This window comes from Pantoea sp. USHLN298 (assembly GCF_037149395.1).
Classification (GTDB): domain Bacteria; phylum Pseudomonadota; class Gammaproteobacteria; order Enterobacterales; family Enterobacteriaceae; genus Pantoea; species Pantoea astica.
The window spans coordinates 79,414-104,239 of sequence record NZ_JBBCRO010000008.1 but is presented as its reverse complement, the minus strand read 5'-3'; the positions used below and the strand labels follow the sequence as shown (position 1 = coordinate 104,239).

15 protein-coding genes are annotated in these 24,826 nt (G+C 58.8%); 11 read left to right on the top strand and 4 right to left on the bottom strand.

Annotated features, from left to right (window positions below):
* Positions 1-9 precede the first annotated feature (9 nt).
* From WFK59_RS19705 to WFK59_RS19695, 3 genes are read left to right on the top strand one after another with little or no spacing between them, the layout of a single operon-like run.
* On the top strand, positions 10-3,825 hold the full coding sequence (locus tag WFK59_RS19705; protein ID WP_336756952.1) for a cellulose biosynthesis protein BcsC: 3,816 nt from the start codon (positions 10-12) through the stop codon (positions 3,823-3,825).
* Positions 3,825-4,268, top strand: coding sequence for a cellulose biosynthesis protein BcsD (gene bcsD / locus WFK59_RS19700; protein WP_061901880.1), 444 nt, complete (start codon positions 3,825-3,827; stop codon positions 4,266-4,268). Before WFK59_RS19705 ends, bcsD begins: the two co-directional genes overlap by 1 nt.
* An 8-nt stretch (positions 4,269-4,276) precedes the next feature.
* Positions 4,277-5,284, top strand: a complete 1,008-nt coding sequence (locus tag WFK59_RS19695; protein WP_233985688.1) for a glycosyl hydrolase family 8 — start codon at positions 4,277-4,279, stop codon at positions 5,282-5,284.
* A gap of 132 nt (positions 5,285-5,416) precedes the next feature.
* Here WFK59_RS19695 and bcsG read toward each other — a convergent pair whose 3' ends face one another.
* The 3 genes from bcsG to bcsE are packed head-to-tail and all read right to left on the bottom strand — an operon-like array spanning position 5,417 to position 8,801.
* A complete protein-coding gene (bcsG, locus tag WFK59_RS19690) occupies positions 5,417-7,078 on the bottom strand; it encodes a cellulose biosynthesis protein BcsG (RefSeq protein ID WP_233985687.1) in 1,662 nt (553 codons plus the stop codon).
* Positions 7,078-7,266, bottom strand: a complete 189-nt coding sequence (gene bcsF / locus WFK59_RS19685; RefSeq protein ID WP_010257418.1) for a cellulose biosynthesis protein BcsF — start codon at positions 7,264-7,266, stop codon at positions 7,078-7,080. Before bcsF ends, bcsG begins: the two co-directional genes overlap by 1 nt.
* A complete protein-coding gene (bcsE, locus tag WFK59_RS19680) occupies positions 7,266-8,801 on the bottom strand; it encodes a cellulose biosynthesis protein BcsE (protein ID WP_336756949.1) in 1,536 nt (511 codons plus the stop codon). The genes bcsF and bcsE overlap by 1 nt, the downstream gene beginning before the upstream one ends.
* A 200-nt stretch (positions 8,802-9,001) precedes the next feature.
* On the opposite strand from bcsE, the gene bcsR reads away from it, so the two are divergent.
* The 8 genes from bcsR to WFK59_RS19640 all read left to right on the top strand — a co-directional run bounded on the left by bcsR (position 9,002) and on the right by WFK59_RS19640 (position 23,665).
* Positions 9,002-9,199 carry a cellulose biosynthesis protein BcsR gene (gene bcsR / locus WFK59_RS19675; RefSeq protein WP_010257416.1) on the top strand — a complete coding sequence of 66 codons (198 nt, stop codon included), beginning with the start codon at positions 9,002-9,004 and terminating at the stop codon, positions 9,197-9,199.
* Entirely contained in the window at positions 9,199-9,930 is a 732-nt protein-coding gene (gene bcsQ / locus WFK59_RS19670; protein WP_336756948.1) for a cellulose biosynthesis protein BcsQ, read from the top strand. The genes bcsR and bcsQ overlap by 1 nt, the downstream gene beginning before the upstream one ends.
* Entirely contained in the window at positions 9,927-12,530 is a 2,604-nt protein-coding gene (gene bcsA / locus WFK59_RS19665; protein ID WP_233985684.1) for a UDP-forming cellulose synthase catalytic subunit, read from the top strand. Before bcsQ ends, bcsA begins: the two co-directional genes overlap by 4 nt.
* A gap of 4 nt (positions 12,531-12,534) precedes the next feature.
* Positions 12,535-14,823 (top strand): cellulose biosynthesis cyclic di-GMP-binding regulatory protein BcsB, encoded by a 2,289-nt coding sequence (gene bcsB, locus WFK59_RS19660; RefSeq protein ID WP_336756947.1) that lies wholly within the window; start codon positions 12,535-12,537, stop codon positions 14,821-14,823.
* Positions 14,816-18,283, top strand: a complete 3,468-nt coding sequence (bcsC, locus tag WFK59_RS19655) for a cellulose synthase complex outer membrane protein BcsC (RefSeq protein ID WP_336756945.1) — start codon at positions 14,816-14,818, stop codon at positions 18,281-18,283. Before bcsB ends, bcsC begins: the two co-directional genes overlap by 8 nt.
* Before the next feature lie 116 nt (positions 18,284-18,399).
* Entirely contained in the window at positions 18,400-20,406 is a 2,007-nt protein-coding gene (gene hmsP, locus WFK59_RS19650) for a biofilm formation regulator HmsP (protein ID WP_336756943.1), read from the top strand.
* 225 nt (positions 20,407-20,631) lie between these two features.
* On the top strand, positions 20,632-21,921 hold the full coding sequence (locus tag WFK59_RS19645) for a dicarboxylate/amino acid:cation symporter (RefSeq protein WP_233985680.1): 1,290 nt from the start codon (positions 20,632-20,634) through the stop codon (positions 21,919-21,921).
* 247 nt (positions 21,922-22,168) lie between these two features.
* A complete protein-coding gene (locus WFK59_RS19640) occupies positions 22,169-23,665 on the top strand; it encodes a M16 family metallopeptidase (protein WP_336756940.1) in 1,497 nt (498 codons plus the stop codon).
* Here the strand turns inward: WFK59_RS19640 and WFK59_RS19635 are convergent, their stop codons facing one another.
* Positions 23,666-24,538, bottom strand: a complete 873-nt coding sequence (locus WFK59_RS19635) for an alpha/beta hydrolase (protein ID WP_233985678.1) — start codon at positions 24,536-24,538, stop codon at positions 23,666-23,668.
* Positions 24,539-24,826 lie beyond the last annotated feature (288 nt).

Here is a 24,826-nt window from a genome sequence, read left to right as displayed (position 1 = left end):
ATAATAACAATGAAAAAAAATCTGTTAAGTGCCGGTATCCGTAAGGCGGTGCTGCTGGGCAGCGCGCTGGCCCTGTCACAGCCGCTGCTGGCGGCGGAAAGCGCCAACCCGGCGCTGCAGGCGCTGTTCGATCAGGCTTCTTACTGGCATCAGAAAGCGCATGACGACCTGGCGACAGCCTCACTGCAAAAGGTGCTGATGGTTGAACCCAACAACACTCAGGCGCTCTACCAGCTGGCGCTCTATTCACAGCAGGGCGGCGACACTGCGGCGGCGGCGCAGTATCGCGCCCGGCTGAGCCATGTCTCCCCCAACGATCCACACCTCGGCGAGCTGGATAATGCGCGCCAGATGCAGACCATTCCGCAGGCGCAGCTTGCGCTGGCGCGTCAGCAGGCGCGCAGCGGCAACATTCCGGCGGCGTTACAGACCTGGCGCAACACCTTCAGCGGCAATGAGCCGCCACCCAGCGTCGCGGCAGAATATTACCTCACTATGGCGGGCGACCGTACGCTGCTGCCGCAGGCGGTTGAGGCACTGCGCCAGTTTGCGGCTCAGCATCCGCAGGACACCGGCGCGCGGCTGGCGCTGGGTAAAGCGCTGACCTATCAGGAACCGACCCGTCGCGAAGGCATTGAGGTGCTGAGTTCGCTGGCGAGCGGTAATCAGGATGCCGACCGCTCACTGCGTCAGGCGCTGCTGTGGCTCGGTCCACAGCCGTCAGATGCGGCGCTCTATCAGACCTGGCAGCAACGTCATCCGCAGGATTCAGCGGTGATCGACTACTACCGTAAAAACGTCGGCGGCGCAGAAAAAGGGGCCGGATTCAGCGCGCTCAACAGCGGTGACGTCGGCGGTGCGCAGTCCAGCTTTGAAAAAGTACTGAGCGCGAATCCGCAGGATGCCGATGCGTTAGCGGGCATGGGCTATGTGGCCCAGCGAGCCGGACGTTATCAGGAAGCGGCGGATTATCTGCAGCGGTCTGCTCAGCTCGGCGGCGATCAGGGTTCATCGCGTCAGCAGCAGGCTGACGATGCGCGTTTTTATGCACAGCTGGCCAGCGCCCAGCAGGCACTGAAAAGCGGAGACACGGTGCAGGCGCTGACATTAAGCGAACCGCTGGTGCAGGCTGACGGCGAAAAAGGGCTGGCCGCCAGACTGTTTCGCGCCGACGTGCTGCGCCGCACCAATCAGCCGCAGCAGGCGGAGCAACTCTATCGCACTATTCTGCAAAGCGATGCGGATAACCGCAGCGCCAAAGAGGGGCTGTTCTACGTTCTGCGTCAGCAGAATCGGGGCGCCGAAGCTAACACGCTGCTGGGGGCACTGCCGGACAGCGTGCGCCAGAGCGTCACGCCACGGGCCAATGAAGCCGATGCGCTGCGTCAGCAGGCGAAGCGTCAACTGGCGGCCGGTAACAATGCCGCTGCCATCGCGACGCTGCAGCAGGGTATTCAGCGCTATCCCACGGATGGCTGGCTGCGGCTCGATTTAGCCCGGCTCTACCGTCAGCAGGGCGACACGCTGCAGGCGGCCAACGTAATGCAGCCGGTGATGCGTAACGGGGCCAGCACCAGCGAACTGTATGCCGGTGCGCTTAACGCCAGCGAAAGCGGCGGCTGGCAACAGGCCAGCACGTTGCTGTCGCGCATTCCCGCTAACGCGAAGACGACGGCGATGCGTGAACTGGCGCAGCGGGTTAATTTCAATCTGCAGATGAGCACGGCCGACCAGTATCTGGCGCAGGGCGCGACGGCTGCCGCCGCCAATACCCTGAAGGCGCTCACGGTTAATCCACCCACCAACCCGGTTGATGCCGGAAACCTGGCGCAGAAGCTGGCGCAGGCGGGCGATCTCACCAGCGCCGTTTCGGTGGTGCGGACTAACCTGCAGCGTGGCGTGCAGGGCAATGCGGGCGATTATGCCGCGCAGATGACGGTGCTGAATCAGGCGGGCCTCGGCAGTGAAGCGCAGCGCTTCCTCAGCAACCCGGAACTGCAGGCGCGCAGTACGCCGACGCAGCTGGCCGGTATTCGCAATGGCTATCTGATTAACGAAGTGGATCGCCTGCGGCAGCAGCGTCAGTACGCGGTGGCGTATGACAAGCTGATTGGTGCACTGCAGCAGGATCCGCAGAACCGCGATCTGATGTTCGCGATGGCCCGTCTCTATCAGGACGGCAAGATGAACCGGGATGCGGGCGTGGTCTATGACTACCTGATGACCCAGGATACGCCGACGCAGGATGCGCGCGTCGGGGCCATCAACGTCGCGCTGGCGCAGAACAATGTGCAGCGCGCTAATGAGCTGAGTCGCGGCCTTAACAGTACGACTCAGACACCGGATCGTCTGCTGCTGCTGGCGCGGGTGGCGGAAGCCAATGGCGAGCATTCTCAGGCAATGGCTTATCTGCGTTCAGCGCGCGGTCAGCTGATTGGCCTGCAGGGCGCGCAGCCTGGCAGCGTGCCGACCGTGGGTGGACTGGCGCTGGCGGATAATCCGTTTATCAACCGTGATACTTCGCCGGTGGGACGTTCACCATCCAGCTACGGCACCGTGCTGCCGTGGCAGGCGGCACCTGCGGGCGTTGCCGCTGGCGTGACAACGCAGGGTGAACCGGCCGCGGGCAGCGAAACTGTTTCCCGGCAGTCACAGATTCTGCACGATGTCGACACCATGATGGATTCGCTGCAGGAGAAAACCGGCAGCTGGAGTCAGGGCATGGTGCAGGTGCGCGGGCGTGATGGCGAGTCGGGCCTGAGCAAGCTGACGGAAGCCAAAGCGCCGCTGACCTTCTCTACCGTGCCGTTTGAAACGGCGCGCTTCGACTTTACCGCCACGCCGGTGTCACTTACGGCGGGCAGTGGCGCAGCCGATGCCTGGCGTCGTTTCGGCACCAATGCGCTGAGTCAGGGCAGGGTAGTGGCCGCAGGCGGTGCAACGGTGAATGACCTGCCGAACGCCACCACCGATTCGCAAACCGCTTCGGGCGTGGAGCTGAATCTGGCGCTGAAGGGCGACAGCTATAAAGTGGATATCGGCAGTACGCCGCTGGGCCAGGATCTCAGTACCCTGGTCGGTGGCGTGCAGTGGTCACCGAAACTCACCGACTTCCTGACGCTGATCCTGACCGGTGAACGTCGCGCGATTACCGACAGCCTGCTCTCTTACGTCGGCGCAGAAGATAAAGCCAGCGGCAAACGCTGGGGACGCGTCACCAAAAACGGCGCTAACGCCCTGTTAAGCTACGACAATGGCGATGCGGGCTTCTACGCCGGTGCGGGCGCGTACAGCTACCTTGGCGAGAATGTCGCCAGCAACAACAACCTGCAGGCGACGGCCGGCGCCTACCTCCGTCCGTTCCACACTGACGATCGCGAGCTGAAAGTGGGCATGAGTCTGTCATGGATGGACTTCTCGAAAAACCTCAGCTATTTCAGCTACGGTCAGGGCGGCTACTTCAGCCCGCAGAACTATGCGTCGGTCTCCTTCCCGATTGAGTTCTCCCGCACATTTGACGATCTGAAAGTCAATATTGGCGGTGCAGCCGGTTATCAGACCTACAGTCAGGATAAAAGCGCGTACTTCCCGGCGGATGCCAGCCTGCAATCAGAGCTGGAATCCCTTGCCGCCAGCGGCAGCGTGAAAGACGCTTACTATTCAGGCAGCAGCAAAAACGGCATCGGCTACAACCTGCACGCCGGGGCGGACTACAAACTCAATAAAGATGTGACGATTGGCGGCCAGCTGGGTTATGACACCTTTGGTGACTACAACGAAAGCAGCGCGCAGCTCTATGTCCGTTACCTGTTCGGAGAGAAGTAATGAGTGAGCATTCGGGGGTATCGCATCCTTATCAGCCGGGCTGGTTTGACCTGGTCAGCGTGCTGATTGACGGGATGATCGCCAACGCTGGTCAGCAGGAGGCGGAAGCCTTTCTCTATAAGATGGGGGAGTCGCTGGCGACCCGCTATCCTTTGCCAGAGTCGCGTACCGTGCAGGATCTGGAGCGCGAGTGCAATCTGCAACTGGCGCGGTTTAACTGGGGTTTTGTGCAGCTTCAGCCGGAAGAGAAGGCGCTGCTGATTGCGTATCACGCCTTACCGGCAGGCGACAACACCCACTCTCCGGCTGACTGGCAGGCGGCGTTTGGTGCGGTGATGGCCGGACTTTTTTCGGGCTGGTTGCAGGGCCAGGGCGGCAGCAGCATTGTGCCGGTTACGCTTGAACTCAACGATGGCAGCACGCTGCACTATCGATATCAATAGGATCGGAAATGAAACGTAATCCACTCTGGCGGGTCTGGCTCTGCTCTGTTTTACTGCTGGCCTGCAGCGCGCAGGCCAATGCCAGCGGCTGGGAGACTTTTAAAAGTCGCTTTGTGACCTCAGAAGGGCGGATCACTGACACCGCCAATAACAACGTCAGCCACACCGAAGGTCAGGGTTATGGCATGTTGCTGGCGGTGGCCAACAACGATCGCGCCACCTTCGATCGGCTGTGGCAGTGGACGCGCAGCCAGCTGCGTAATCCGCAGACCGATCTCTTCTACTGGCGCTACGTGCCAGGCAGTGACAACCCGGTCGCCGACAAAAATAACGCCTCGGATGGCGATGTGTTGCTGGCCTGGGCACTACAGCGTGCTGCACAGAAATGGCAGGTGGAGAGCTACCAGCAGGAATCTGACCGTATTCAGCGCGCCATTATCAGGCTGGATGTCACAAGCTTTGGCGGCCACACCGTGATGCTGCCGGGTGCGCAGGGCTTTAACAAAGTCAGTTATGTGGTGCTCAATCCCTCTTACTTCCTGTTTCAGGCGTGGCGCGAGTTTGGTGAACACAGCCATCTTCAGGTCTGGGATAAGCTGATTAACGATGGCTTTGATCTGCTGGGTAAGCTGAGCTTTGGTAAAACCGGGCTGCCAATGGACTGGGTCGCACTGAATGCCGACGGTTCGGTTGCCCCGGCCGTCGGTTATTCGAACCGCTTCAGTTACGATGCGATTCGCGTGCCGCTGAACATCTGGTGGTATGACCCGCACAGCCTGGCACTGGTGCCGTTTCAGCGCGTCTGGCAGGGTTACAGCCGCATGCTGACACCCGCCTGGTTCGACGTGCTGGCGAATGCCCCTGCACCTTACCATCTTGAGGGCGGACTGCTGGCGGTACGTGACCTGACGCTGAATGAAACCGGCTATCTGAGCGATAAGCTGGCTGCGGATCAGAACTACTTTTCTGCCAGTCTGCAGTTGCTGACCTGGCAGGCGTTTCAGGAGAAGCGCTGATAACCGGCAGAATGGCGGCACTGGCCGCTGTTCTGCCACCGACAGCCACGCGTCAACAGGGAGCAGGCGCTCAGCCGCGCCTGCTCCGCCTTTAACTGCCGGGTCACGGCTCTGCAGCCCGGCGGTTACGCGTTACTGCGGATAGGCGACCCAGTCGCCGCCGTTCAGCCTGATCCAGGGTTTGCCCTGATACATCATCACCACCGCACCGTCATTTTCCGACACCACCGGCGTCTGTGGCAGCTTGTCAGTCAGCACCGACATATTCACATTCGGGGCATTAAATACCTGCCCATCTACGACGCGCGACACAATCTCTGATAAGGCCAGCAGGCTGGTTGGCGCATCAATGTTCAATGGCTGAGCCTGATGCGGCGCCTTCATCCCGACGAACTTGATGCCTACCGGTACGTGAGTAATATCCGGGCTGGGAATATCGCGCAGGCCGGACATCTGCATCTTATCTCCCTGCAATGCTGCGCCATGCTCAGGCACTACCATTACCATCACCCGTCGGCCCGACTTCTCCAGTTGCGTCATAAAGGCATCAAGCTGATCGAAAAGTAGTTGCGCGCGCGGCTTCCACGGCGCGGTTTTGGTGCTGCCGAGTTCGCGGGTGCCGTCGTGCAGCGGGATCAGATTGTAGAAAGTGGCGCTGCGCGCATCGCTGCTTTTGCTGCGGTCGTCCAGCCAGCGCTGCATCAGTTGCGCATCGTTGAATACCGGCGAGCCGTCAAATGATGTCAGTTCTGGTGTGATACCCGCCTGAGACATCAGCGGTGCCTGAATATCGCCGCCTTCGCGCACCTCCTTCAGGTAGTTACCGAATACGCCGGTGTGATCCATCATCAACTGCTCTTTAAAGCCCAGCTTCGCCAGATTGTCGAACAGATAGCAACGCGGATCGGCAGGTTTATAGAGATCGCTATGCGAGGTCTGGCCACAACTGGCACGCAGCAGTCGGATACCTGCCGGTCCGCTGTAGCTGGTCGCGGCGTTGTAATTGCTCAGCATGATGTCGAAATGCTGCCACAGCGGATGGTTACGCAGCTGAGAAGCATCCATATCAGACCAGGCGAGCGAACAGATATTGATCACCAGGATGTCGAAAGGCTGCGAATCGGCGGGCAGATTGTCGGGAAAATGCGTCACGCGCTGGCGTTCACTTTCATGAAAGCGGTTCAGCCAGGCGGTGAGATTCGCGCTGGTCGGCGGCGCAGACTGCTCCAGACCGTCCGGCGTGGCGGCTGGCTGGCCGCCGCTGGGCGTCTGATTCAATACCACCTGTGGCGTGGCCGTCCGGGTCGGCAGCAGCGACATCGCCGGGCCAGCAATCGTCAGCACGTTAAGCCAGATCAGCATCAGGGAAACCAGCACCGTGATGCGAATCCATTGTGAAACAAACAGATAGAGAACCAGCAGCACAAAGGCGGCCCCCACCATTTGCCAGTTAATAAAGCGATCGGCCAGGTCGAGCAGATAGGCCGCAGAGAAGCCCGCCAGCTGATCGCCCTGGCTGAGTATGCTGCTGAGTCCTGGCAGCCAGGTGTCGTGCCAGAACAGCGCGATGCCAACCGGAATCGAGATCAACTGGCGGATGCGATGCAGGCGCGCCGAGGGTAACGGAAAAAGCAGCCAGGCGAGAAACACCAGATTGCTCAGAGCGTGAAAATTGAGATAGCCATACCACAGCAGGCCGAACTTCAGTAAAAAGTAGAAATTCCAGCCGCCCAGTCCGCGCCAGGAGGACCAGAAGCGGGAAGAGGAGGCCGCCGCAGGTTGATCAGTATTCATTAATTTTTTCTATCCGTTTCAGAGGATTGACGCTGCCAGTGACCTTCCGATTTAAGCGCGCGCGCCGGCAACAGGCGATTCATGATGCCGTTCCAGCGACGGGGTAGCCATTTTTGATATAACGGCTTTAAAAACAGCAGGATAACCAGAATAAGTAGCGCAATTTGTACCCAGTCCATCAGATTCATCAGGCTTTGTTCTCCGGCAATAAAGTGATGGGCTGCGGTGCAGCGCGTTCATCTGTTTCAGGCCGGCTCTCAACGGTGGCGCGGACCGTCTCTGATACCGGAGTCAGATCCTGAATTGCCATCGGCGTCAGTTTCTTAATATTGCTGACTTCCGCGAGGATCTGATTATCCTCAAACCAGACCATCCGGTTAGCAAACAGCTCGTCGTGAGGCAGAGAAAAGATATATTTCAATGCTTTATCAAGGTCGTTATAGCGACAGGAAGAGAGGAAAAGGATGACACGATCTTCCAGCACCGTGACCAGGTCGCCAAAGCGGCGCGGTTTACAGAGCGTCAGGATTTGCTGAGGCTTAAGCTGTGGCACCGGCCGCAACGCGACCAGCAGGCCCTTATCATTTTCCGGCAGCAGGGTATTGCTGATCAACTGGCCGACTGACTGACAGAAGGCGTCGAGACGCAGGTAGCCTTTCTCATGCAGAGGCTGCAACGAAGCGGTTAACGCCTCAAGACTGGCGGGAACGCGACGGTTAAACACCTGTCCCTGAAGGCCCTCCAGCGTGGTCAGAAAGCGCGACAGTGTGGCGTTGGTCGGGACGATGGCGTTCACACCGCAGGCCAGCAGCAGACGTTCGTCGCTATAACGCAGGCTGGCACCCATCTCGCGTACCACAATTTTCAGGCCGTTGCCGCGTGTACGACGCAGGCTGTGCACCATCTTCGCCAGTTCGTTGATATATTCGCTGCGGGTCAGGCTGAAAATCACCGTTGCGGCATTGGCCTGCTGCGCCCGCAACCAGACCTGCTCATTATCCTCGAACAGTTGCCACTGGCGTGAAAGCGGCGGCGCGCCCTCGAGCACGATGTTGTCCGCAAGATAATGCTGCTCGTCGTTGAGGCTCAGCGGTTCCTGCTTTTCATTTAAGGTAAAAAAGCGTTCATTTTCACAGCCCAGACGTATTGCCCGATCGGCAAGCAGGCGTTCCGCGGTATACCACCAGTTAATTCGATACTGCCAGCTATCCTGCTGAAAGCTCAAATGCGCAACGCCATCCAGCTGACGAAAATAACGCTGAAGATGATTACTCAGATTTATTATTGTGGCGCCGGAGGTCACGATTAAAAGGGTGAGCTTTCTTTTATGCAGCGTCTGACGCATGCCCTTTATCCAGCGGGATAATTCTGCGTCATCAAGCTTATCCCATTGCGCTGCGTTGCTATTAAATATCACTAACCCATTTTTACTGCCGAGCGTGCGCAGAAAATCACTTTCCAGCTGCAACAAACTGCCTTTGCTTTTGGAAAGAGAAAACAGCGGGATACGATCGGGTCCGCCAATGGGATCGGGCGTCAGTAAATCACGCGGCGGCTGGTCAGCGCCGATCAGCGTTACGGCCTGCTGATGTGAAATTACCTGTCGAATAAAAGTGCGGGCGTCATCCTGCCGCGCACAGGTCACCCAATAACAGCCAGGCGTTTGCAATGCCGTTAATTCAGGCTGAACATGCAACAGCCCCAGCGAAAAAGAATTTTTCATATTGAATTCGTTATTTTTCCAGTCCAGGCTAGCTTATTATAGACAGGCCGGGATGTAACCTGAGAAATTTAAACATTGCTAATCACAGGCCGGCTCACATTGTTCTGCAATTGCCGCGTTTCTGGAAATGTTTTTCAACTTTCCTTTACGCCCAGTCCGTCATCCTGAGTGTGACGTTGTTTTATTTTTGGCGAACAGTAATGAAAAACCACAATCTCTATAACCCTGTTGCCGCTGATGGCGATCGTCAGGATGATATTAGTGCGTTGCGTGATGCGTTTTCTTTGCACTCTTTCCGCTATGTCGACATTGCGCGGGAAGAGCGCCTGAAAGCGATCGTGTCGCGCTGGCCGCTGTTAGCGGAAACCCTTGCCAGCCAGTCTGAGACCGATCGCTGATGCCGCAGATCGCGCTTCAGGGCGTACGGGGCGGCGTCGGCACGACTTCTCTTTGTGCCGGATTGGGCTGGGCGCTGGCGGCACTCGGCGAGCGAGTATTGTTGATCGATGGCTCCCCGGTCAGCCAGCTCGGCGTGCATTTTAATCTGCCCGCTCAGCAGGATAATGGCTGGATGAAAGCACTGTGTGAGGGCGGTGACTGGCAGCACAGCGGGCTTCGCTATCCCGATGGTCCTGATTTGCTGCCTCATGGGGTGCTTTCCCATCAGCATGCTTTGACTATTGCCAGACAGAATGAGGCGATCGCCGCGCCGCTGCTCCAGGCATTACCGGACCTGCGGGCGCGCTATCAGTGGATTATTTTCGATCTGCCTGCCGATACCCTGCCCTGGCATGAAACGCTCTATCCGATGCTGGACAGCCTGTTGTGCGTCACTCAGCCAGACGCGAATTGCCATTTGCGGCTTAGCCAGCGCCAGTTTCCGGCGCGCACCCGTTTTATTATCAATCAGTTTAATGCCAACAGCCGTCTGCAGCAGGATCTGCATCAGCTCTGGATGGCCTCGCTGAATCCGCTGATCCCGCTGCTGATCCACCGGGATGAGGCGCTGGCAGAAGCGCTGATGATGAAGCAGCCGGTCGGTGAATACCGGCCACATGCGTTGGTCAGTGAAGAGATCATCACGCTGGCAAGCTGGCTGCTGCTCAATCTGAATGGAGTGAGCTCTTGAATCCGTTGTGCTGGCTGTTAACCGCGCCCGCCTGGCAATCGCTGCACAGGGGCTACACCACCGCGCGAGGCAATGGCGCGTCCCGCTTCGCCAGTGCGCTCCATCTGTTCTGGTCGGTGCTGGGCCTGATGCTGCTTCGCTTCGAAACGCCGGGCTGGCAGCGGATTATTCAGCAGCGCCGCCGGCTCTATCCGCACATTTCGCCGGAGCGGCCGCGACCACTGGATATCCTGCGCTATCTGATCCAGACGCTGTGGCTTTTGGTGATCCTGCCGCAGAGCGATCGCGCTCGTGGCGGTTTCCGCGGCCTCGGTGCGCTGTCTGGCTGGCGCCACCATGGCTACCGCTGGCTGGACAGGGCCGTTGCCCACTCACAGACCCAGGGAATCGATGTGCGCATCGAACAGTGGCTGAAGCGGCTGTCGCCGCTGGTGCGACGCAGCCTCTTCGCCGTCACCGCCCTGTTTGCCACGTTGCTGGCGCTGCTCTGTATCAGCCAGCCCTTTGGTCTGATGACGCAGTTTATCTTTGTGGTACTGCTCTGGAGCCTGGCGATGCTGGTACGACGCGTCCCGGGGCGTTTCCCGACCATGATGCTGATTGTGCTGTCGCTGACCGTATCGTGCCGCTACCTCTGGTGGCGCTATACCTCGACGCTGAACTGGGACGATCCGCTGAGTCTGGTGTTTGGTCTGCTGCTTATTGCGGCTGAGACCTACGCCTGGGTGGTGCTGGTGCTGGGCTATTTTCAGACGCTCTGGCCGCTTAACCGTCAGCCGGTGTCGATGCCTGTCGATCGGGATCAGTGGCCAGGCATCGATCTGCTGGTGCCAACCTACAACGAACCGCTCAGCGTGGTCAGACCCACCATCTACGCTGCCATGGGCATCGACTGGCCGAAAGACCGCCTGAATATCTATCTGCTCGACGACGGTGACCGGCCAGAATTCCGCGACTTTGCCGCCAGCGTGGGTATCAACTATGTCGTCCGTCCCACCCATGAGCACGCCAAGGCCGGCAACATCAATCACGCGCTGAAAAAGTACTGCCGCAGCGAATTTGTGGTGATTTTCGACTGTGACCATGTACCGACGCGCGCCTTTTTGCAGATGACCATGGGCTGGTTTATTAAAGATCCCCGGCTGGCGATGATGCAGACGCCGCATCACTTCTTCTCGCCTGATCCGTTTGAGCGCAATCTCGGGCGGTTTCGTCGTACGCCCAATGAGGGTTCGCTCTTTTATGGGCTGGTGCAGGACGGTAATGATACCTGGGATGCCACCTTTTTCTGCGGCTCCTGCGCCGTGCTGCGCCGCAGCGCGCTGGATGAAATTGGCGGTATTGCGGTGGAAACCGTTACCGAAGATGCCCATACCTCGCTGCGTCTGCACCGGCGCGGCTACACTTCGGCCTACATCCGCATTCCTCAGGCGGCCGGACTGGCGACCGAAAGTCTGTCAGCGCATATCGGACAGCGTATCCGCTGGGCACGCGGTATGGTGCAGATCTTCCGCCTTGATAACCCGCTGTTTGGTAAGGGGCTGAAGTGGGTACAGCGGCTCTGTTATGCCAACGCCATGCTGCACTTTCTCTCTGGCATTCCGCGGCTGGTCTTCCTGCTGGCGCCGCTGGCGTTTCTGCTCTGTCATGCCTACATCATCTACGCGCCTGCACTGGCGATCGCCATTTATGTTTTGCCCCATATGCTGCATACCAGCCTCACCAACTCGCGTATTCAGGGACGCTGGCGACACTCTTTCTGGAGCGAGGTCTACGAGACGGTGCTGGCCTGGTATATCGCCCGGCCTACCACCGTGGCGCTGTTCAATCCTCATAAAGGGAAGTTTAACGTCACCGCAAAAGGCGGGCTGGTGGAGGAGCAGCATCTGGACTGGGTGATAACCAAGCCCTATATGCTGCTGGTGCTGCTCAACCTCGCAGGGGTATTGATGGCGTTCTGGCGCATGCAGCACGGTCCGGCCAATGAGGTACTGACGGTATGGGTGAGCCTGATTTGGGTGCTCTACAACATGATTATTCTTGGCGGTGCGGTAGCGGTTTCGGTTGAAGCACGGCAGATCCGTGAGGCGCACCGGGTGGAGATCGCCATGCCGGCCGCCATTGCACGCGAAGATGGTCATATGCTGCCCTGTACGCTGCGTGATTACTCTGACGGCGGCGTCGGGCTGGAGATGCGCGAGCCGGATGCGCTGCGGGAGAATGAAAAAGTGTGGCTGCTGCTGCGTCGTGGACAGCAGGAGTTCAGCTTCCCGTGCCAGGTGCAGCGTGTCTTTGGCCACCGTGCTGGCGTGCGTCTCCATCAGCTGACCACCCAGCAGCATATTGAATTTATCCAGTGTACCTTCGCCCGCGCCGATACCTGGGCGCTGTGGCAGGACGGTTTTCCGGAAGATAAACCGGTGCAAAGCCTCGCCGATATCATGATCCTCGGTTTCAAAGGTTACCTGCGCCTGGCGGAATATGGCCCACCGCAGTTACGTCGGCTGTTTAACCTGCTTACCGTTGGGGTGAGCTGGCTGGCCTCGCTGTTGCCACAAGGCATCGGACGTGTGCCGGCTTCAAAAAACGCATTGAGTTGATGATATGACGATAACGAGAGTAAACAGGTGGTTTGCCGCTCTGCTGCTGGGCAGTGCAACGTTAAGCTGTGCCGCCGCGCAGGAGGACGTGCCCGCAAACATCAATGGTGTAACGCCTGTGCAATCTTTACCTCAGGATAACGGCGCACCGCTGCGGAACAGCCAGCTGAGCTTTGCCCAGCTGGCACCGCCGCCTGGCAGCATGACGCTGCGTGGCACCCGCACCACCGGACAGATTGAGTTCGGTGTGCGCAGCGATGAGGTGGTGACGCGCGCGTTGCTGAACCTCAGCTTTCGGCCTTCGCCCGCACTGCTGCCGACGCTGTCGCAGCTGAAGGTTTATCTCAATGATGAGCTGGTCGGTCTGATCACCCTGACGCCGGAACAGCTGGGTAAAGAGACCCAGACGCAGCTGTCGATCGATCCGCGTTACATTGCCGACTTTAACCGCGTGCGTTTCGAGCTGGTGGGCCACTACGCCAACGTCTGTGAAAATCCTGCCAATAGCGCAATCTGGCTGGATATCGGCAAACAGAGCGGCATCGATCTGACGCTGCAAAAACTGCCGCTGAAAAATGACCTCTCTCACTTCCCGGAACCCTTTTTTGATTCGCGGGATACGCGACCGCTGACCCTGCCGATGGTGTTTAGCGCCCAGCCGGATGTCACGCAGCAGCGGGCCGCCGCCATTCTTGCTTCCTGGTTTGGCAGCAAAACGGGCTGGCGCGGGCAGCGCTTTCCGGTGCTCTACAATCAGCTGCCGCAACAGCAGCATGCGGTGGTGTTTGCCACCAACGATGCGCGCCCGGATTTTCTGAAAGATCTGCCGCCGGTGGCGAAACCCACAGTAGAGATTGTCAGCCAGCCCGATAATCCGTATGAAAAAATGCTGCTGATTCTGGGACGCAATGATGAGGACTTGCTGACGGCGGTTCAGGGTATCGCCCAGGGTGAGCTGCTGCTGCGCGGCGATATCTCAACCATCGACAGCGTTAAGCTGCTCTCCCCGCGCCAGGCCTATGACGCACCTAACTGGGTGCGAACCGATCGCCGCACCACTTTCGCCGAACTGACGCAATATGAGAATCAGTTGCAGTCTGATGGGGTGCAGCCTAATCCCGTTAGTCTGACCCTCAATCTGCCGCCCGATCTCTTCCTGGTTCGCGCGCGCGGTATCGATATGGATCTGAGCTATCGCTATACCGCGCCTTTCCAGTCGGATGGCTCACGGCTGGCGGTCAACCTGAATAATCAGTTCATTCAGGATTATCCGCTGCCGCCGAAAAACACCACGGGTCAGCAGCTGCTGCATATTCCGCTGATACAGGGAATGCTGGACAAGAGCCATGAGCTGCTGATTCCGGCGCTGCGCCTCGGGGTAGTGAATCAGCTGCGCTTCGATTTTGATTACGCCAACATCACCATCAGCGGCAACGCGGATGGGCGCTGCGAAACCGCAACGCCGATTACGCATCATGTGGTGGTGGACGACAATTCCAGCATCGATTTTTCCGGCTATCGCCACTACATCGAAATGCCGTCGCTGCGCGCCTGGGCGAATGCGGGCTTTCCGTTCAGCCGCTACGCCGATCTGGCGCAAACCCTGGTACTGATGCCGCCAAAGCCCGATGCAGAACAGGTCAGCACGCTGCTGAATACGTTGGGCAATATGGGTGCGCAAACCGGCTATCCGGCGCTGCGCGTTCAGTTGACCGATGACTGGGACACGGCGAAGAAGCAGGATGTTGATCTGCTGATGATCGGCGTCATCCCCAAAGATCTTCAGGATGACCAGCAGATCCCTGCGCTGGTTGACGCTACCGCCAGCTGGCTGAAAGAGCCTGTGCGACGGATCACTCCGGAGGTGAACCCACAAAGTCAGCGCGAGCAGGCGGCAGAAAGCACGACGACTATCAGCTCCCGCGGCCCGCTGGCAACGGTGATTGGCTTCCAGTCACCTTTTTACGATCAGCGCAGCGTTGTCGCGTTGCTCGCCGATGGCACGCCGCGCAGCTGGCAGTTGCTCAACGAGGCGATGGGTGACAGCGGCAAGCGTGGCACGATGTCTGGCTCCACCGTGGTGATCCGCGAGTCAGGGGTTAACAGTCTGCGCGTGGGAGAGAGCTACTACGTTGGTCATCTGCCGTGGTGGGAGCGTCTCTGGTCGCTACTCTCAATCCATCCCTTTTGGCTGGCACTTTGCGCACTCTTTGTGGTGGTGCTGTTCGCGCTGATGACCTGGCGTCTGATGCGAATTATTACCCGTCGTCGTTTACTGGATGAAGATGAATAACGCCCGGGTGCTGCGGGCAGGCATGCTGCTCGGCGCACTGAGTGCGCTGCCGGGGCTGACTGCACCGGTCGACGGACCGGAGGTGTCGCCGGTCGAATGGTTGCTGTCACAGGTACGCACCGGCGAGTCGACCAACAAATACGATCTGGTGCAGCAATCGCTCTACCGGCTTGAGAAGATCGATCCCGATAATCCGCAGGTGCTGGCGGCTCGCCTGCGGCTGGCGCTGCGTCAGGGCGATATCCCTAAAGCGCAGATGCTACTGGAGCAGCTGAAAAAGGTTGCGCCCGACTCGGCCGCAACGCGTGAATCAGCCGTCGGCCTGACGCTGATGTCGTCGGATGGGCGGCAGCAGCTACAGCAGGCGCGCCTGCTCGCCACTTCGGGGCACCTGGCGGAGGCGAAAAGTGCTTACGATGCGTTGTTCGGCGGGGTTTTTCCGGATGCAAATACGGCGCTGGAATACTGGCGGCTGCTGGCACGCATTCCCGGTCAGGAGAGCGTCGCTTACCAGCAGCTGCAGGCGCTGGAGCAGCGCTACCCGGGCAATATCGGGGTTGAGCTGCAAATTGCACGCATGGCATTTGATCAACAGCAGCCGGCGCAGGCGATAGCGCAGTTGAAAAAGCTGGCAAACAGCAACGGCGGACGCGCCGCCGCCGCCGATCTCTGGCTGCAGCAAATCAACGATCAGCCGGTCAGCGACAGCAGCGTGGCGCAGTTGAAGGCTTATCTGGCTGTTTTTACCGACGGCGACGCGCACCAGCAGGGCGCCGAAGTGCTGGCGAAGCAGCAGGTGCAGCTCGCCGATCCCGCCTATCGCGAACGGATGCGTGGCCTGGCGCTGGTCGAGGCGGGCGATGTCAATAATGCAATGGCAGCGCTTAGCCGGGCAGTGAAGGATAACCCCAACGACGCCGAATTGATGGGTGCAATGGGGCAGACTCAGGCACGCGCCGGCCATCGTGATGTGGCGGTGCTCTGGCTGGAACGCGCCGTTGAGGCGGGCAAGCAGAGCACGTTGATCGGCAAATGGCAGTCGCTGCTGCAGACTAACCGTTACTGGCTGGCGGTCGAACAGGGCGACAAGGCGCTGGCGCAGCATGACGTGAAGGGGGCCGAACGCGCTTACCGCGCCGCACAGAAAATTGATAGCACCGACAGCTATGCCCTGATTGGCCTGGGCGATGTGGCGATGGCGCGCAAAGATGCGGCAGGTGCCGAACTGTTCTGGCAGCATGCGCTGCGGCTTGACGCGACCAACACCACCACCGTGCGTCGCCTGGCCGGGCTTTATCAGGCCGAGTCGCCTGCCCGCGTAATGCAGTTTATCAGTACGCTACCTGCCGCGCAGCAGCGCGAGATGGCGGGAACGTTGCGCGCGCTGCGCAGTGACAGTCTGCGCGCCGAGGCCGATGCGCTCGCCCGGCAGAATAAATGGCCGCAGGCGGCAGAGAAGTATCGGGCGGCGCTGGCGTTGCAGCCGGATGACGTCTGGCTGAGTTATCGGCTGGCGAGCGCGCTACGCGACGGTGGGGCCACCCAACAGGCGGATGCGCAGATCGCGACGCTGCAACAGCAGCATCCCGGAGATGCGACTGCGGTCTACGCCGCCGCACTCTACCTTTCCAGCCGGGATAATGATGACGCCGCACTGGCAACGCTGCATCGCCTGCCTGAAACGCAGTGGAACAGCAATATGCATGAGCTGGCTGACCGGCTCGGGCAGGATAAAATTTTTGCCAGCGCTGAAGCGCTTCGTGCGGCAGGGCAGGAGCGGGCAGCGGTGATGCTGCTTTACCAGCAGCCGGTTTCCAGCCGACGCGACCTGACGCTGGCCGACTGGGCGCTGGCTCGCGGGGATGCGCAGCAGGCACTGGAGACCTATCAGCAGGTGCTGTCGCGCGAGTCGGATAGCGGCGACGCAGCGCTGGGACGAATCGAAGCGCTGGTCGCGCTCCAGCGCACCGGTGAAGCACGGCAGGCACTTGAGCAGCAGCCAGCCCAGCCCAACACTCTTAATGCCGATCGCCGCGCCGCGCTGGCATGGCAGGCGGTGGGCGAAACCACACAGGCTGCCGTGCGCTTTGCCAGCCTGAAGCAGCGCGCTGCGTCACTGCCGCCTTCACAGGATAAGGCACTGGTGTTTCGTGATGCGGCACGGCTGGAGCGCACACAGCAGCAGCCAGAGATCGCGCTGGCGGATTATCGTCAGGCGATGACAGCCAGCGGTATCGGCAGCGGCGAAAGTATCAGCCGCGCGACACGCACTCAGGCCCAGGATGACTGGCTAAAGCGCAGTATTCGCAGCGACACCGCCGATCTCTATCGTCAGCGTGAGACCACGCTGACGGTGCAGCAGGATTATTCGCGCAATAAGGGTACGGCTGGGGTCTCCGACTTTACAGCCCATACCACCATGCTACAGGCGGAAAGTCCGTTTGCCGACGGACGCGGTTTTTTCCGTCTCGACCGGGTGGACGTCTCGGCAGGGAGTTTTTCCACCCGCAACGGCAGCTTCAACGAGCAGTTTGGTAGCTGCGACGACGCCAGTTCCGGCGGATGCAGCCGCGATGCCAGTCAGCGCGCCGAGGGCACCGCGCTGGGCGTCGGCTGGCATAATGACCGCTGGTCAGCGGATCTGGGTACCACGCCGCTGGGCTTTGAGGTGACCAACTGGACCGGCGGTCTGAGCTGGAAAACTGACGTCAGGGATCTTGGCGTGACGCTGACCGCCTCGCGACGGCCGATCGCCAGTTCGCTGCTTTCCTATTCGGGCGCGCGCGATCCAGCGACCAACGGTGGAAAAAGCTGGGGCGGCGTAGTGGCAACGGGTGGCAGCATCGGGCTGAGTTACGATCAGGGTGGGGCGCACGGTGTCTGGGGCGACATCAGCGCGCATCAGATCACCGGTAAAAACGTTGCGGATAACAGTCGCGAGCGCTTAATGGCTGGCTACTACTACAAGCTCATTAATAGCGATAATCGCCGGGCCACCGTCGGGCTGAACAGCATGCTCTGGCACTATCAGAAGGATCTCAGTGATTACACCTTCGGTCAGGGCGGCTACTACAGTCCGCAGCAGTATCTCTCCTTTTCCGTGCCGGTCACCTGGCGACAGCGTACGGAAAACTGGTCGTTCGACCTGGGCGGCTCGGTTTCCTGGTCACATTCGAAAACCGATGCGCAGCAGCGCTATCCGGTCAATCCCGGTTTTACCCTTGCCAGCAATCCCGTTTCCGCCAGCAGCACCGGTAGCGGCACCGGGTATACGCTGCAGGGCGTGGTTGAACGTCGTATCACGCCCGACTGGTTTATCGGGGTGGGCGTCGATATTCAACAGGCGAAAGACTATACCCCAAGTCACGGGCTTATTTACGTGCGTTACTCTGCCGCTGGCTGGGAAGGGGATCTGGATATGCCGCCACAGCCGCTGACCCCTTATGCGGATTTCAAATAATCCTGACCGGGAAAAAGCCGGACTTTTCAGACGGTAAAAAAGTCAGTTTATGGGATATACTGGCGGGCATTGTACTGTCTGCTATCTGGGCTTTTTTCATCGTCAGGAGAGAATTTTTGCGGGTAAGCCGGTCACTTACGATAAAGCAGATGGCGACGGTTTCGCTGGTTGCGGTTATCACCATCAGCATCTTTATCGTCATCCAACTGTTTCATTTTGTGCAGCAGCGCAGGATTGACTACGCCCAGCAGATGGAGAATATCGCTCATACCGTGCGTCAGCCGCTCTCGGAAGCGGTACTGAGAGCCGATATTCCGCAGGCCGAACGCATTCTTCACTCACTGAAGCCCGCCGGGATTTTATCGCGTGCCGATGTGGTGCTGCCCAACGCCTTCCAGGCGCTGCACGCTGACTTTGAAAACGAAAAACCGGTGCCGCGGCTGGTGGCGCGCCTGTTTGAGCTGCCGGTGCAGATAACGCTGCCGCTCTACTCGGTCGAGAATACCGGCCTGCCGAAACCTCTCGCCTATCTGGTGCTGCAGGCTAACTCGACCCGCGTTTACCAGTTCATCCTCAGTACTCTGTCGACCATGATCACCACCTATCTGTTGCTGGCGCTGATTCTGTCGGTAGCGATCAGCTGGTGCATTAACCGGCTGGTGGTGCATCCGCTGCGTAATATCTCGCGTGAACTGCAGGAGCTGCCGCCACAGTCGATTCTGACCCACAAACTGACGCTGCCGCCGAGCCATCGCGACGATGAGATTGGCATGCTGATCCGCAGTTACAACCGTAATCAGCAGGTGCTGGAATCGGTACACGACGAGATGAGCCGGCTGACCACCCATTTTGACGTCACCGATCTGCCCAACCGGGCGCTGTTTCTGGCGCTGGTCGATCAGTATATGTGCAACCCTGACCAGCCACTCGGCCTGATGGTGATCCGTATTGAGACCCTGCAGGAAGCCAACGGCGTGCTGAGTGATGAGCAGCGCGACACGCTGATGCTGACCCTGGTCGAGAAGATCCGCAGCACGCTGGATGACCACACGCTGCTGGCTCAGACCGGCACCAGCGATTTCGTGCTGCTGATGAAGCGCGCCAGTAATCCATTCCGCGCGCTGCGGCTGGCGCGCAACCTGATGATTCGGCTTAACCAGCCGGTCAATCTGCATCAGTTGCAGCTGCGACCTAACGCCAGCATCGGGCTGGCGCTGCGCGACGACCAGCCGCTGAGCGCCAATGAACTGCTCGATCGCGCGACCTCCGCCATGATGTCGGCGCGTCATCAGGGGAAAAATCAGATTCTGTTCTTCGATGCGGCATTAACCGAGCGGGCACAGAAACGCCTGACCCAGGAACACGATATTTTGCAGGGGCTGCATGACGATCAGTTCGCGCTCTACCTGCAGCCGCAGATTGATATGCGAACCGGCGAGCTGGCTGGCGCGGAAGCGCTGCTGCGTATGCGTCAGCCGGACGGCAGTTTTGGCCTGACGGAAGAGTTTATCGCCAGCGCGGAGGAGATTGGCGTCATTACCGCGATTGGCCGCTGGGTATTTGAAGAGGCGTGCCGGATTCTGGCAGGCTGGCAGCGACAGGGCATCATGCTGCCGCTTAGCGTCAATATTTCTGCCGTTCAGCTGCGCGATACCGCGATGGTCTCCCATCTGCAGGCGCTGCTGACGCGCCATCAGATTGCGCCCGGCACCTTTGTGCTGGAGATGACGGAAACCGCCCATATCGGTGATGCCGAGCAGGCGATCTCGCTGCTGCGGATGTTGCAACAAACCGGCGTCGCGGTGGCGCTGGATGATTTTGGCATGGGCTATTCCAACCTCAATTCGCTGCATCAGTTAAAAGCTCTGCCGGTCAATAAGCTCAAGATGGATCGCAGCTTTGTGGCGGCGCTGCCCGTTGATGACACCATGGTGCGCATCGTGGCAGCGATCGCTGACATTATTCACCTGGACGTGATTGCTGAAGGGGTCGAAACCGCTGAGCAGCGCGACTGGCTGCTGGCGCGCGGTATCTACATCGGTCAGGGTTACCTTTATGCTGAAGCGCTGCCGGTAGCGCGATTCAATCAGGCATGGATTGAAAACCCCTCACTGACGGAATAATTGCCTGATTCATTGATTTTGCGAGAATTTTAGTTACAAAACCCCATGCTGAAGCGTTTCAGTTCAGAATTACGTCGGTATCATTTCCCGCTGGTTTGTCAGCCTGTATTAATCACGTAAACAGAGTGTTATTTTCGGGTTACTGTCAGGCGCCGCCTGTGTTGCCCGTCAGTCACAATAACGAATCCGACAACATCACCTCACGGCGTTAGTGGACACCTGTTTATGAAAACCTCACTTTTTAAAAGCCTCTATTTCCAGGTGCTGATGGCGATTGGCATCGGCGTTTTGTTAGGCCATTTTTATCCGGAACTCGGGACCCAGATGAAGCCGTTGGGAGATGGCTTTGTTAAATTGATCAAGATGATTATCGCCCCGGTGATTTTCTGTACCGTGGTGACCGGCATTGCCGGGATGGAAAGTATGAAAGCGGTCGGCCGCACCGGTGCGGTGGCGCTGCTCTATTTTGAAATTGTCAGTACTATCGCGCTGATTATCGGTCTGGTGGTGGTCAACGTGGTGCAGCCGGGTGCCGGGATGAACGTCGATCCGGCGACGCTGGATGCCAAAGCGGTGGCCATGTATGCGCAGCAGGCGGAACAGCAGGGCGTTGTGGCCTTCCTGCTGGATGTGATCCCTAACAGCGTGATCGGTGCTTTTGCCAGCGGTAACATTCTGCAGGTGCTGCTGTTCGCCATTCTGTTTGGTTTCGCACTGCATCGCCTCGGCAACACCGGCACGCTGATTTTCAACGTGATTGAAAACTTCTCGAAAGTCATTTTCGGCATTATCAATATGATCATGCGGCTGGCGCCTATCGGGGCCTTTGGTGCCATGGCGTTCACTATCGGTAAGTATGGCGTGGGTTCGCTGGTGCAGCTCGGCCAGCTGATTATCTGCTTCTACATCACCTGTATTCTGTTCGTGGTGATTGTGCTGGGGCTGATTGCGCGTCTGTTTGCCGGTTTCAGCATCTTCAAATTTATCGCGTACATCAAAGAAGAGCTGCTGATCGTACTGGGCACCTCCTCTTCCGAGTCTGCGCTGCCGCGTATGCTGGATAAGATGGAGCGGCTCGGCTGCAAGAAATCGGTGGTGGGACTGGTGATACCGACCGGTTACTCCTTCAACCTGGACGGGACCTCGATCTACCTGACCATGGCGGCGGTGTTTATCGCCCAGGCTACCAATGCGCACATGGATATCTTCCATCAGATCACGCTGCTGGTGGTGCTGTTGCTCTCCTCGAAAGGGGCAGCCGGGGTGACGGGCAGCGGATTCATCGTGCTGGCGGCAACGCTCTCCGCGGTGGGACATCTGCCGGTGGCCGGTCTTGCGCTGATTCTGGGTATCGACCGCTTTATGTCTGAAGCCCGTGCGCTGACCAATCTGGTGGGCAACGGTGTGGCGACCGTGGTGGTGGCAAAATGGGTCGACCAGCTGGATCAAAAACAGCTGAATGACACGCTTGCTGGCCGGAATAAGGCGAAAAAAGCGTCTGAACCTTCCGTTTAATCATTGATTTTCACTTAAATCCCGACAAATGCCCGCTGTCGCTTGCCCTGACAGCGGGCATTTGGATAATAAACCCTACTTGTTTTTTTTGACGTTTTTCACTTCGTTGCGCGACATCCTGAGCTTCCTGTGGTCAAACACTCTGTTATTGGATAACAGCGCGATTCGGCGTCCAGCCGGTTCGCTAATAACAGCGGCAAAACGTGCCAGCGATAACGATATTTGAATTATTTGAGTAGGGGTTCACATGCAGGGCACCAGAATTCGGCTTTTGGTTGGTGGATTAGTGCTGGCAGCCACCAGCTATGGTCTCCAGGCAGAAACGCTGCAACCGGATCCGGCCTGGCAGGAAGGCAAGCTGGATAACGGATTTAACTGGCAGTTACTGGCCACACCGCAACGTCCCAGTGACCGCATCGAACTGCGTATGGTGGTGAATACCGGCTCGCTGGTCGAAAGTGCGCAACAGGCGGGCTTCAGCCATCTGCTGCCACGTCTGGCGATGGTGCATAACACCGCGCTCGACACCAACCAGCAGCGGGCGTTATGGCAACAGGCGATGGACCCCCAGCATCCGCTGCCGCCCGTTATCGCCTCCTATGACTTCACGCAATACAACCTCAGCCTGCCCAACAATCGCCCCGAACTGCTGAAAGAAGCCCTGAACTGGCTGGCGGCCACCGCAGGCAACATGGCGATTACCGAGCAGGTGGTGAATACCGCCCTGTCCGCATCCGATCCGGTCGCCACCTGGCCGAAAGATACCCAGGATGTCTGGTGGCGCTATCGTCTGAAAGGTTCGGCATTGCTGGCGCACGATCCCGCAGCGCAACCGCGTGCCCCGGTCGATTTAACCCAGCTGAATGATTTTTACCGTCAGTGGTATACCCCTGATGCGATGACGCTGTACGTGGTGGGTAATGTCGAAAGCCGTAGCCTCTCCGAGCAGATCAACAAAGCGTTTTCGCCGTTGACCGGCAAACGTGAAACCCCTGCGCCGCTGCCAACCTTATCGCCGCTGCCGCACGAGCCGGTTAACCTGGTCAGCGGCAAAATGACGCAGGATCGCCTGTCGCTGGTGTGGGATACGCCGTGGCAACCGATTCGCGACTCCCAGAACCTGCAGCGTTACTGGCAGGGCGATCTGGCGCGTGAAGCGCTGTTCTGGCATGTGCAGCGCACGCTGAGCGACAGCAAAGCGCAGGGCGTGCAGGTCGGTTTTGACTGCCGCGTGCTTTACCAGCGTGCGCAATGCTCAATCAATCTCGATGCACGCAATGAGACGCTGGCGCAGAACATGAATCTGGTGGCGCGTGAACTGGCGGCAGTCCGCGACAAAGGTTTACCGCAGGAGGAGTTTGATGCGCTGATGGCGCAGAAGCTGCTGGAGCTGAATAAGCTGTTCACCACCTATGCCCGCACCGATACCGATGTGTTGATGAGCCAGCGACTGCGCTCGCAGCGGAACTCGGTGGTGGATATCGCGCCGGAGCAGTACCAGAAACTGCGTCAGACCTTTCTTGCCGGTCTGACCCGTGAACAGCTGAATCAGGAGCTGCGTCAGCAACTGAGCCAGGAGCTGATGATGGTGCTGATTCAGCCGGAAGGCGAAGCCGAAACCAACGTCAAAAGCCTGCAAAGTGAGTGGGAAAAGGTGATGGCACCGCCTGTGGCGCCGGCGACCGGCAACGATGCCAGCCAGCCGGACAGCAGCGCCAGCGATATCCAGCCGCCAGCCGCATAATCAGGTTTTCGCCCTGAGCCACTCGGTCACTAACATCGGCCAGCTGGCGAGGGGCAAATCTGCCACGCCGCGGATTCCAAATCCGTGGCCGCCCTTCTGATAGAAATGCACTTCTGCCGGGACATTGTGCTGCCGTAACGCGCCGAAAAACGCCATGCTATGGTTCACCGAAACCGATTCGTCGTCGGCAGCGTGAATCAACAGCGTCGGTGGCACCAGCGGGTGTACCCGCGTTTCCAGTGAATAGGCTTCAATGGTTTTTTGATCCGGCCACGCACCGAGCAAGCGGGTGCGTGAACCTTCATGCGCCATGCCGTCACGCATGCTGATCACCGGATAGACCAGCACCATCGCATCCGGACGCGGCGAGAAGTTTTCAGCACCATCCTGCACCGGATAGAGCTTCTCGGCGAAACGGGTACCCAGGCTGGCGGCGACGTGACCACCCGCCGAAAAGCCCATCATCACGATATATTTGCCGTTGAGCCCGCGCTGCGCCCGTTCACGCAGCACCCGCACCGCGCGCTGGGCATCGGCCAGCGGCGCATCGGGACCTTCGTGATGACCATCATAAGGCAGCCGGTAGGTCATCACCGCCAGGGTGTAGCCCATTGAGGTGAAGAAGGTCGCCAGCGCGCTTCCTTCGCGGTCGATCATCACGCGATGATAACCGCCGCCCGGCGCGACCAGCAGGGTAATGCCATTCGACTCTACCGGATACCAGATCGCCATTTCCGGGCAGCGTACGCCAGTGGCGGCCCGATCGTAAGGCTCATACTGTTTCGCCATATCGATGATTTGTGGCTGCGCGCGTGAATCGCTGGCGCCTGGCGCATCACCTTGAGGCCAGATATTAATAATTTCTGTGTGCATAACATGTCCTGATGCGAGGAGTGTTTTAATTGTTTTTTTCGCGGCCGGAGAGCACAGCGTCCTGCTGTTGTTGATTAAAAGATGGTCTTTTTTCCGGCGGACGTCCATCCGAAAACGACAAAAATGGCCAGATTCGGACTATGCCTGGTGGCGGGATTTTGAGAGTAACTCACTAATTTTAAAACATAATTTATAAGATGTTCTGGAGGCGCTAGCGGTGCGGGGCCGGCGATTAACGATGATTTATTTGTTTAAGGTAAATGGCCGATACAGCCCGCTTTGTTAGCT

Coding starts and splice junctions, on each gene's coding strand:
- WFK59_RS19705 (WP_336756952.1), top strand. CDS start 10: ATGAAAAAAAATCTGTTAAGTGCCGGTATCCGTAAGGCGGTGCTGCTG.
- bcsD (WP_061901880.1), top strand. CDS start 3,825: ATGAGTGAGCATTCGGGGGTATCGCATCCTTATCAGCCGGGCTGGTTT.
- WFK59_RS19695 (WP_233985688.1), top strand. CDS start 4,277: ATGAAACGTAATCCACTCTGGCGGGTCTGGCTCTGCTCTGTTTTACTG.
- bcsG (WP_233985687.1), bottom strand. CDS start 7,078: ATGAATACTGATCAACCTGCGGCGGCCTCCTCTTCCCGCTTCTGGTCC.
- bcsF (WP_010257418.1), bottom strand. CDS start 7,266: ATGAATCTGATGGACTGGGTACAAATTGCGCTACTTATTCTGGTTATC.
- bcsE (WP_336756949.1), bottom strand. CDS start 8,801: ATGAAAAATTCTTTTTCGCTGGGGCTGTTGCATGTTCAGCCTGAATTA.
- bcsR (WP_010257416.1), top strand. CDS start 9,002: ATGAAAAACCACAATCTCTATAACCCTGTTGCCGCTGATGGCGATCGT.
- bcsQ (WP_336756948.1), top strand. CDS start 9,199: ATGCCGCAGATCGCGCTTCAGGGCGTACGGGGCGGCGTCGGCACGACT.
- bcsB (WP_336756947.1), top strand. CDS start 12,535: ATGACGATAACGAGAGTAAACAGGTGGTTTGCCGCTCTGCTGCTGGGC.
- bcsC (WP_336756945.1), top strand. CDS start 14,816: ATGAATAACGCCCGGGTGCTGCGGGCAGGCATGCTGCTCGGCGCACTG.
- WFK59_RS19645 (WP_233985680.1), top strand. CDS start 20,632: ATGAAAACCTCACTTTTTAAAAGCCTCTATTTCCAGGTGCTGATGGCG.
- WFK59_RS19640 (WP_336756940.1), top strand. CDS start 22,169: ATGCAGGGCACCAGAATTCGGCTTTTGGTTGGTGGATTAGTGCTGGCA.
- WFK59_RS19635 (WP_233985678.1), bottom strand. CDS start 24,538: ATGCACACAGAAATTATTAATATCTGGCCTCAAGGTGATGCGCCAGGC.